Source organism: Campylobacter sp. MIT 99-7217, assembly GCF_006864365.1.
In the GTDB taxonomy this organism is placed as follows: Bacteria; Campylobacterota; Campylobacteria; order Campylobacterales; family Campylobacteraceae; genus Campylobacter_D.
Genome location: NZ_QHLJ01000006.1, coordinates 125971 through 136113, shown reverse-complemented (window position 1 = coordinate 136113; position 10143 = coordinate 125971). Strand labels below are relative to the sequence as shown.

The following is a 10143-nucleotide window of genomic DNA, read 5'->3' as shown; positions in this document are numbered from 1 at the left end:
GTATTATTATAAGTCATCACTATATTTTTGCTAATAGGAGCTAAGTTTGAAGTCAAATCTTTCAAAGCTTTTAAGGCTTCATTTTGACAGTATTTACTTAAATTCTCAGGCTCTGGCTTTAGAGCAACCCCATAAAGCTTTGGCTTTTTATTTTGAGCTAAATTTTCAAGCAAGTGATAAAAGCGAGAATACTGCCTTGAATTATAAGGAGGATCTAAAAAAACGCATTCAAATTTAGCCTTTTTTGCTTCAAATTCCTTTCTAAGTTTTTTGGCTAAAGCATTTGCATCCTCTCTAAAAAGCTCTATTTTTTTATCTGTTTTTATGGGCTTTATAAGTTTAAACTCAAATTTATCCTTTAAGATTTGATTTTTGCGGTAAGCATCATAATGTCCCACAGTATTAGCTATCCTATCAACACTATATAAAAGACTAGCTAGTAAGATATGAAATTCTTTTAAATTCAACTCTTTGTTTTTTAAGCCCTCGTCTAAATGCTCTCTTATAAAACCTATTTTTATAGCATCTTTTAGGCTAAAAAACTTATCCCCATAATAAAGACTATAATAATTTTGCTCTTTTAAATCTAAGGCATTATAAAGCTTTGCATAAGCTAAAAGCTTTTTTTCATCAAAGCTTTCTTGACTAAAAAAGCCTTGATAGATGATGAAATTTGAGTGTAAAAAATCATTGATATAAAAATGATTTAAATTTGAGTATTTTAAAAAATGCTCGCTTATCACAGCTGTTCCTGCAAAGGCTTCAAAAAAGGCTTTTTCTTTAAAAGAGGGCTTTTCTTGCTCATTTGTGTTAGTTTTAACTTTATGATTTAAATTTGAGCCTTTTTCGTTAGTTCTTGTTTTTAAAGCCTCATTTTTAAAATCAGCCTCATTAGCCTTAGAAAAAAAGCTTTTTTGTAAGATCTTTTCAATAGGGGCTAAAAGCTTACTCTTAGCCCCTGTGTAGCGTCGGTTGGATAAATTTAGCATGGGAAAGCTACCAAAAAAAGCTTATTGAAGTTCATTTTTAACTCCCAAATCTTGTATCATCTTTGAAATGCTTTCCTTATACCACTTGCTTCCAAAATCCTCCTTGTCCTTAAAAAGCTCATAAAATTTTGGCAAAAGCTCTTTATAGCTTAAATTTGATCTTAAAATATGAGCCAAATCCCTAGTGCTAAGGGGCAAAATGTGCATTCCCTTAATGAAGTTTTGCTCATTTTCAAAATAACAATAAATCCTGCTTCTAAAATCATTTAAAACATTTTTATCAAGATAGGGGGCGATAAAAATGGCAAAGCTTTGTTTAGCCTTGCTTGGCTCTAAGCTTAAAAGCAAATTTCCCAAATGCCTTGAAACACTTTCCATTTCAGCTCTTCTTTGATTTGCCCTTTGGGTTAGGCTTACTTCTATCATCAAAGAATGGCTTTCATAAGGATAAACAAAATCAGCCTCACCGCCCAAAGCGTGGCTCTTTGGCAAAAGCTCATTATCAAGGCTTAAATTCGCCTGTAAAATCCTTTCTAAATTATTTTCATCAATATAATGCCAAACAAGGGCTATGACATACTCAAAAATCGTAGGAATAGTAGCTTCCTTGCTAACTAGGTTCATTAGCTCATCATCGTTTTTTCTATCCTCAAAAAGGCTTAAAATATAAAGCAAATTTTCCTTGCTAAATTTCTTTTCAACGAGATTTTTTAGCCTTTTAAGCTCTTGTTCTTTTTTATAAGTTTTTAAATCTTTCAGAGAAAAAATATTTTTTTCCTTGAAAAATTCTTTAAATTCTTTATCCTCAAAATATTCGCTTAAAAGCTCTTTTGAAGTGGGCTTAAAAGCAAGCTTTTCTAAAAGCTCTTTAAATTTAGAATGTCTTAAAATGAGCTTAAAAATTTCACTTAAGCTAACCTTGTCAGCACTAAATTCAAAAATTCCACACAAGCTTAAATATCTTTGATTTAAGTCAAAATAATCCTTAAGATTATTCATAATCCTAGCTTTGAAAATTAACTCAAAAAAGTTTTCATTGAAATCCTTAGCCTCAGTAAAATGGGTTAAATCTTTGATCTTATCTTCTTTTTTCTTTTTTGCCGTGATAAAAGCTAAGTAAAGTCTTTTAAAGAGGGTAAATTTTTGCCTTTCTTGTAAAAAGTTTTCAAAGATTTTTTTATCCTTGCTTTTTTGATATTTTAAAAAAACTTCTTTTAAAGTTAAAATTATATTGTGTGCTGTATTATCACCTTTTGCCGTTTTAAAATAATCTACCCTAAAGCTTTGCTCTTTTAAATCCTTTAAAAAAAGCTCTAAATCCTTTTTTGGTAATAAGGTCTTAAAAATTGTCTTTTCATTAAAAGCCTTTATAAAACTTTTGGCGTCTTTAAAATTATTAATTAAGGGCAAAAAGATAAAAAGTTCTTTGCTTAATTCCCCTTTGTAAATTCTAAAAATTTCTAAGTATTTTAAAAGTAAATTTTCACTTTTTTTGAAATTTAAACTAGCCTTTAAGAAAAATAAAGAAATCAAATCCATTTGTAAAAAATCATTATCTATTTTATAAGCTTGATTTTTAATTAAACTTAAAAGCTCATAGCCTTGCTTAGTGATTAGCTTTTCTTTGCGATTTATGAGATTAAAATCCTCAAGTGGGGCTGATTTGACCCTAGCATCTTTTGTGCCTAAATCCTTGCTTTTGTTGCGATTTTCAAGTAAATTATGAGCTTGCAAAAGCTCTAAATACTGCATTTGCAAAGAAGAATCATTGCTCCAAGTATCGTTTTTGCCAGCGTTTTTAAAAAGCTCTTCAAATAATAAAAGCTGACTTTCAAAATTATAAAGCAAGTGCTTCACTCTTAAGCTTGTATTGCCAAAATAATCATACATTATTTTTTCCTTAATAATTTCTTAGCAAAATTTCTTGTGAAAAATCATTTTTGCTTTGATAATTGCAATTTTTATAAGAAAAATTTAAATGAACAAGTCTAAATTTAGGATTTTTTTCAAGCCATTTTTTTAAGATAATATGCTCTTTTTGCTTGTGAAAAAGCACATTTGAAAGGGCAAATTTAATCTTTTTACTATCAAGCATTTTTAAAAACTCAAGCAAATCACACTCATCATCTTTGCTCCAAGCCTTATTTTCATTATAACTTGCATTTGCTAAAAAATAAGGAGGGTCTATATAAACAAAAGAATTTTTATCTAAATTTTTTATATCAAAAGCTCTAAAATCCTTGTTTTCTAAAAAAACCTGCCTAGTCTTTAAAGCAGCCATAAAAAGCCTTAATTTTTCTTGTATTTTGAGATTAAAATCTCTTTTTCCGCAAGGTAGGTTAAACTCTTTTTTCAAATTAAATCTTATTTGATTATTAAAGCCAAAGACTATGAGTAAAAAAAGCTTTAGCGGGTCCTTATCTTGATTATAAGCTTTTCTAAGCCTTAAAAAAGGCTCTTTATTATGGCTTGATAGTCCCTTTGTGCTATCGCATTTATAAAATTCATAGCCAAATTTAGCACTTTGACTAAGTTTGTATTCTTCAATCAAGCTCTGCAAAGCCTTAAAAAGCTCCTCAAAACTAAGCCTTTTAAAAAGGGCAAAAAGTTCTATAAGTTCTTTTTGCTTGTCATTTAAAATGAGCTTACTAGCCTTTAAATTTAAGCCCACATTTGCCCCACCACAAAATAAATCTACAATGATTTCATTTTCTTTTGGAAAAAGGGGCAAAAGCTGATTTAAAAGCTTAAATTTTCCCCCTGTGTAGTTTAAAGGGCTTTGAATGAACTTATTTTTTAGCTCAAAATGATTTAAATTTGACACCAAAAAACCCCCTCCTTATGATCCTTAAAGCTTGTTTTTCCAGCACTAAAGGGCTTAAAATCAAGCTTAAAAAGCCTTGTTTTTCCATATTCTTCTAATAAGCTTTTTATAAGCTCAAAGCTTAGCTTAGTATTGCTTCTTGCATTAGCACTTGTGGTATTATTATAAGTCATCACTATATTTTTGCTAATAGGAGCTAAGTTTGAAGTCAAATCTTTCAAAGCTTTTAAGGCTTCATTTTGACAGTATTTACTTAAATTCTCAGGCTCTGGCTTTAGAGCAACCCCATAAAGCTTTGGCTTTTTATTTTGAGCTAAATTTTCAAGCAAGTGATAAAAGCGAGAATACTGCCTTGAATTATAAGGAGGATCTAAAAAAACGCATTCAAATTTAGCCTTTTTTGCTTCAAATTCCTTTCTAAGTTTTTTGGCTAAAGCATTTGCATCCTCTCTAAAAAGCTCTATTTTTTTATCTGTTTTTATGGGCTTTATAAGTTTAAACTCAAATTTATCCTTTAAGATTTGATTTTTGCGGTAAGCATCATAATGTCCCACAGTATTAGCTATCCTATCAACACTATATAAAAGACTAGCTAGTAAGATATGAAATTCTTTTAAATTCAACTCTTTGTTTTTTAAGCCCTCGTCTAAATGCTCTCTTATAAAACCTATTTTTATAGCATCTTTTAGGCTAAAAAACTTATCCCCATAATAAAGACTATAATAATTTTGCTCTTTTAAATCTAAGGCATTATAAAGCTTTGCATAAGCTAAAAGCTTTTTTTCATCAAAGCTTTCTTGACTAAAAAAGCCTTGATAGATGATGAAATTTGAGTGTAAAAAATCATTGATATAAAAATGATTTAAATTTGAGTATTTTAAAAAATGCTCGCTTATCACAGCTGTTCCTGCAAAGGCTTCAAAAAAGGCTTTTTCTTTAAAAGAGGGCTTTTCTTGCTCATTTGTGTTAGTTTTAACTTTATGATTTAAATTTGAGCCTTTTTCGTTAGTTCTTGTTTTTAAAGCCTCATTTTTAAAATCAGCCTCATTAGCCTTAGAAAAAAAGCTTTTTTGTAAGATCTTTTCAATAGGGGCTAAAAGCTTACTCTTAGCCCCTGTGTAGCGTCGGTTGGATAAATTTAGCATGGGAAAGCTACATCATAAACACAGTTGGAACTATAGTAGGATATTTTTTAAGCTTCCTAAAGATATGTTTGCGAAGCACTTGGCGGATTTGATTTTCCATAAATCTTGAATCATTTAAAACCTCATCTTTAAGATTGGTAAAAAATATCGTAAGCACATCACTAAGCTCTTTTGCAAAAGCATGATCTTGCTTATCAGCTATAAGTCCGTAGCTCAAAACTCTAGGCTTATTGATCAGCGTTTTTGTCGCTTTGTCAAGTTGTGCGACAATAAGCACGATACCATTATCAGCTAAATTTTGCCTATCGATCACCACATCATCGGCGATTTGCCTATTGATTTGATTATCCACAAAGACCTTGCCTGTTTTAACCGTGCGAATGCGTTTCATGTATTTTTGACAAAGCTCGATTTGATCGCCATCGCTCATAAGATAGACATTTCTTTCATCAACACCGCATTTAACCGCTGTTTCTTTATGCTTGGTAATGTGGTTGTATTCTCCATGTACAGGCAAGAAAAACTTAGGTTTTACAAGCGTTAGCATGATTTTTTGCTCCTCTTGGCTTGCATGACCGCTTACATGAATTTCGCTAAATTCTTGATACGCCACCTTTGCACCAGCCTTTAGCAAAAAGTCTAGAACCGCTGAAACACTGCCTTCATTTCCCGGGATCGCTTTAGCTGAGATGATGATTTGATCTGTTGGCTTGATTTTAATAAATTTATGTTCATCAGTTGCCATTCTATAAAGTGCGCTCATAGTTTCGCCCTGTGAGCCAGTGGTAACGATCAAAACTTCATTGTCTTTATATTTGCTTACCTCATCAGCGTCGATGAAAATTTTTCTATCCAAATTTATATAGCCAAGCTCCATAGTAGTATATAAATTTCTTTCCATACTACGCCCTATAACGCAAACCTTTCTGCCGTATTTAAGCCCATAGGTAATGGCCTGATAAACGCGATGGATATTTGAGCTAAAAGTACTCATGATCACGCGTCCTTTTGTCTTTGAAAAAATTTGATCAAAGGTTGGACCCACAGAGCTTTCACTTTTTGTAATGCCTTCTTTGTAAGAATTTGTGCTATCACTTAGCAAGCAAAGCACGCCCTCATCGCCATAATATGCCAAGCGGTTTAAATCGCTTGGATAGCCATCAATAGGAGTTTGATCAAGCTTGAAATCCCCTGTGTGGATTATGATACCAGCCTTTGTGATGATAGCAAGAGCTGAAGCATCGATGATAGAATGCGTGATGTGTATCCACTCTATTTCAAACTCGCCTATTTCATAAAGCTTTCGTTTTTCAACAGGATAAAATAATTTTCTTTTTTCCTTAAGCCCATGCTCTTCAAATTTGTTTGAAATCATACCCAAAGCTAGAGGCGTAGCATAAAGCGGAAAGTCAAATTCCTTATAAAAATACGGCACAGCACCGATATGATCCTCATGAGCATGCGTAATGATCACAGCCCTTATCTTGTCTTTTATCTTTCTCACATAGTCAAAATCTGGTATAACGATATCTACGCCATGTTGCGAACCATCTGGAAAACTCATACCTATATCTATGATGATAGCATCATTGTTTGTTTCCATGACAGCCATATTGCCACCGATTTCCCCTAAGCCACCAAGTGGGGTAATGCGAATTTTATGTTCGTTTGAATTGTTGTATTTAAGAGGCTTTAAGCGGTTTTCGTGAGAAATTTTATTTGCCTTTATACACTCAGCTAGAGCTACTTGCCAATCTTCATTTCCGGTAAGTTTGCTTGGGAGATTACGATTTTTTTTCTTCTTTTTTATCTCAGAATCATTCGCACTTTTTTCTTCCATATTTTCTTGACTTCTTTGAGTCTCATCTTTTACTGAATTTTCTAAAGACTTTTTTCTTTTTTTAAATTTGTGTCTTCTGTTTGACTTTGAAGATGAATTTGGGTTTTCTCCCTTGTTTTCTTCGTTTTTGTTTAAATTTTCTTCGTTGCTCATAAACTATCCTTTAAATTTTGAAAAAGTTTAAGGTAGGATTTGGCGCAAAGCTCGTGAGGTCTGATATTTTCTTTTAAATTTAAAGCCTTAAAAAGCTCTAAAAGCTCGGTTTTATAAGCTTTGAGATTGCTTAAAAGCGTTTTTCTTGGAGCTTTAAAACTAGCTCTCAAGAATTTTTCAAAGCTTTTTATATCACAAATTTCCTCAAATTCGCATTCTTTTTTCAGCATCATAACAGCTGAAGTAACCTTTGGAGCAGGCTCAAAACAATGTGCTGGCACTTCAAAAAGAAACTCTTTTTCACAAATCAAAGAGCTTAAAACCCCAAGTGCTGAAAAATCACTATCTCCAGCCTTAGCACAAAACTTAAGCGCAACTTCTTTTTGCACCATAACGATAAGCCCTAGGCATTTTTTATCTTTTAAAGCCGACAAAATCAAATTGCTAGCGACATAATAAGGTAAATTCGCCACCAAAAAATACTGATTTTCGTCTAAACCTTGCTCAAAAAGCTTGCTCGCATCAGCGTTTAACAATGTCAAATTTGCACTTGCAAGCTGCTCTTTAAATTTCTGCCTTAAAAAAGGGATCAAATCCTCATCGATTTCTATGGCTTTTACACGAGAAATTTTCAAAAGCTCCTGCGTCAAATCACCTAAGCCAGGTCCAATCTCAACGATAAATTTCGTATCTTTGGATATGGCTTGAATGATTTTTTCTAAAACGATCCTGTCTTTGAGAAAATTTTGTCCGAAATGTTTTTTTGCCCTAATCATAAGCGAGTATTTTATCTAAATTTGATTAATCTTTTGTTACTTTGGTTATTTATTTTGCAAATTTGGATATAATTTTAACTTAAAAAATCTTAAGGATAAAAATGTCAGCTCTTATCATTTGTGCTGGAGGAAATGAAAATTTTAGCTTTGCAAAGGGCGTTGGTATAGGACTTATAGAAGCTTCTTTGGGAACTTGGCAGCTTTGCTGGGAGGCTTTAAATTCAAAACAAGAATTTGAGCAAATCATCTTCATAGGCACTTGTGGGCTTTATGATGAAAAAGATGAACTTTTGCAAATTTATGAAAGCTCGCATTGTTTTAATCTTGAATACTCAAAGCTTTGTGCAAATTTTTATAGTCCAATTTCAAATGAAATTCGGCTCAATGTTTCACAAGAAACATATAAAAGCAATAGCTCAAATTATATCTGTGCGGATAAAAAAGCAGCTCTCAAATTTAAAGAATTTGGCTTAAGGCTTGAAAATATGGAGCTTTTTGCTATCTTAAAAGTAGCTGATAAATTTAAAATTCCAGCCACAAGCTATCTTTGTGCGACAAATTTTTGTGATGAAAAGGCTCATGAAAATTTTGTCAAAAATCATAGCCTTGCCAAAAAAAAGCTTGAGGAATTTTTACAGGATAAAAATTTGATTTAAAGAGGGAAAAATTGCAAGAAAGAAAGTTAAAAGAAAATTTAAAAAAGGAAAATATCTTAAATTTCACAAAGGAAGAATTTGAGAGCAGATTTGATAAAAAGTTTCGTGTGAAACAAATTTTTGAATGGATTTACCAAAAATACGCCGATGATTTTTCTCAAATGTCTTCTTTGCCAAAGGAGCTAAGGCAGGATTTATCAAGGCATTATCATTTTTCTCCACTTGAGTGCGTTAAATTTGAACAAAGCAAGGATAAGAGCATAAAATATCTTTTTCGCTTAAATGACGGCTTGTTGATAGAAAGCGTGCTTTTGCCGATGAAAGAAGAACAGAGCGATGAAAATGGCAAGATCACAAAGCACGCAAGATATACGATTTGCGTTTCTTCTCAGGTGGGCTGCAAGAGCGGATGTAGCTTTTGTCTTACTGCAAAGGGTGGGCTGAAGCGAAATTTAGAAGCTGGGGAGATCGTGGGGCAAATTTTATGGATCAAAAAGCATAATCAAATCCCCTACGAAAGACGGGTAAATATCGTATATATGGGAATGGGCGAGCCACTTGACAATCTTAAAAATGTCAGCAAAGCGGTAAAAATCTTAAGCGAAAATGATACCCTCGCTATTAGCCCCAAAAGACAAACTATCAGCACGAGCGGACTTGCAAAGCAAATTGCCGAGCTTGGACAAATGAAGCTTGGTGTTTTGCTAGCCATATCCTTGCATGCTGTAAATGATGAGCTAAGAAGCGAGCTTATGCCCATAAATAAGGCTTATAATATCAAAGCTATAATGGATGCTGTGCGAGCCTTTCCTATCGATCAGCGAAAAAGAGTGATGTTTGAGTATCTTTTGATAGACGGGCTTAATGATGGGCTTGATCATGCCAAAGAGCTTGTAAAACTACTAAATGGCATAAAAGCAAAGGTTAATTTAATACTTTTTAATCCCCACGAAGGAAGCATTTATAAAAGACCTAGCCTTGAAAATGCGGTGAAATTTCAAGACTTTTTAAGTGCTAAGGGTCTAACTTGCACCATAAGAGAGAGCAAAGGACTTGACATATCAGCAGCTTGCGGACAGCTTAAGGAAAGAAGCCTTGTGAAAATGAGCTAAATTTATCTCAAAACTTGGGCTTTACAAAGTGCATTCAAAATGATAGAATTTCAACAAACAAAGGGTTAAAATGACACTTTTAGATATGGGCGAACTCATCTTTATCTTTGCCGTGGTGGCGATAGGGCTTGGTGGGATTATAGTGGTTTTAAAAAACGAAAAAAAGAAAGATTAAATGTTTTATGTCAGTGTAAAGATCATTCATTTGCTTTGTGCTTGCGTGGTGATAGGCTATCTTGTTTATGATGCTTTCATCTTTTCTTGCCTTAAGAAAAACAGAAGTCATGAGGAATTTATCAGCCTAAAAAGAGAGCTTTTAAAGCCTAGTGTTTTGATCTTGGCTTTGGCTTTTTTTGCTCTTATCATCACAGGTCTAATGCTTGCTAGTTTTTATCTGGGCGGAAATTTAGGCTTTTGGCAGAACAATTTTCAAAAAATTCTCATCGTAAAAATCCTAGTCGTAGCCTCTCTTTTTGTCTTTGCTGGAATTTCTTTTTTGTATATTTTGATCTTTAAAAAACCAGATCCTTTTAGGAAATTTTATCATTTCTTAGCTCTTGTTATCTGCGTTTTAGCCTTGATTTTAGCTAAACTTTTGTTTGTTTTTTAATGCAATTTAAAAATTTAAGATATAATATTTAGAAATTT

General features: G+C 32.7%; 9 protein-coding genes. 3 read left to right on the top strand and 6 right to left on the bottom strand.

The genetic code is table 11. The annotated features are described in order from the left end of the window. The 6 genes from DMB92_RS06730 to rsmA all read right to left on the bottom strand — a co-directional run. A partial coding sequence (locus tag DMB92_RS06730) for a DNA adenine methylase (protein ID WP_142682292.1) occupies nt 1–989 on the bottom strand: 989 nt, incomplete at its 3' end. Nucleotides 990–1010: 21 nt separating this feature from the next. Then, nucleotides 1011–2879 carry an AlwI family type II restriction endonuclease gene (locus tag DMB92_RS06725; RefSeq protein WP_142682291.1) on the bottom strand — a complete coding sequence of 623 codons (1869 nt, stop codon included), beginning with the start codon at nt 2877–2879 and terminating at the stop codon, nt 1011–1013. A 10-nt stretch (nt 2880–2889) separates the two neighbouring features. Then, nucleotides 2890–3813, bottom strand: a complete 924-nt coding sequence (locus tag DMB92_RS06720; RefSeq protein WP_142682290.1) for a DNA adenine methylase — start codon at nt 3811–3813, stop codon at nt 2890–2892. Then, nucleotides 3801–4958 (bottom strand): DNA adenine methylase, encoded by a 1158-nt coding sequence (locus tag DMB92_RS06715; RefSeq protein ID WP_142682289.1) that lies wholly within the window; start codon nt 4956–4958, stop codon nt 3801–3803. Before DMB92_RS06715 ends, DMB92_RS06720 begins: the two co-directional genes overlap by 13 nt. 7 nt (nt 4959–4965) lie before the next feature. Beyond that, on the bottom strand, nt 4966–6951 hold the full coding sequence (locus DMB92_RS06710) for a ribonuclease J (protein WP_142682288.1): 1986 nt from the start codon (nt 6949–6951) through the stop codon (nt 4966–4968). Continuing rightward, on the bottom strand, nt 6948–7727 hold the full coding sequence (rsmA, locus tag DMB92_RS06705) for a 16S rRNA (adenine(1518)-N(6)/adenine(1519)-N(6))-dimethyltransferase RsmA (protein ID WP_142682287.1): 780 nt from the start codon (nt 7725–7727) through the stop codon (nt 6948–6950). The genes DMB92_RS06710 and rsmA overlap by 4 nt, the downstream gene beginning before the upstream one ends. Nucleotides 7728–7828: 101 nt before the next feature. Here rsmA and DMB92_RS06700 point away from each other — a divergent pair, with 101 nt between their 5' ends. The 3 genes from DMB92_RS06700 to DMB92_RS06690 all read left to right on the top strand — a co-directional run bounded on the left by DMB92_RS06700 (nt 7829) and on the right by DMB92_RS06690 (nt 10105). After that, nucleotides 7829–8383, top strand: coding sequence for a purine-nucleoside phosphorylase (locus tag DMB92_RS06700; protein ID WP_142682286.1), 555 nt, complete (start codon nt 7829–7831; stop codon nt 8381–8383). Between the two features lie 11 nt (nt 8384–8394). Then, entirely contained in the window at nt 8395–9495 is a 1101-nt protein-coding gene (gene rlmN, locus DMB92_RS06695; RefSeq protein WP_409513401.1) for a 23S rRNA (adenine(2503)-C(2))-methyltransferase RlmN, read from the top strand. A 175-nt stretch (nt 9496–9670) separates the two neighbouring features. After that, nucleotides 9671–10105 carry a trehalose-6-phosphate synthase gene (locus DMB92_RS06690; RefSeq protein ID WP_142682285.1) on the top strand — a complete coding sequence of 145 codons (435 nt, stop codon included), beginning with the start codon at nt 9671–9673 and terminating at the stop codon, nt 10103–10105. Nucleotides 10106–10143: the final 38 nt, after the last annotated feature.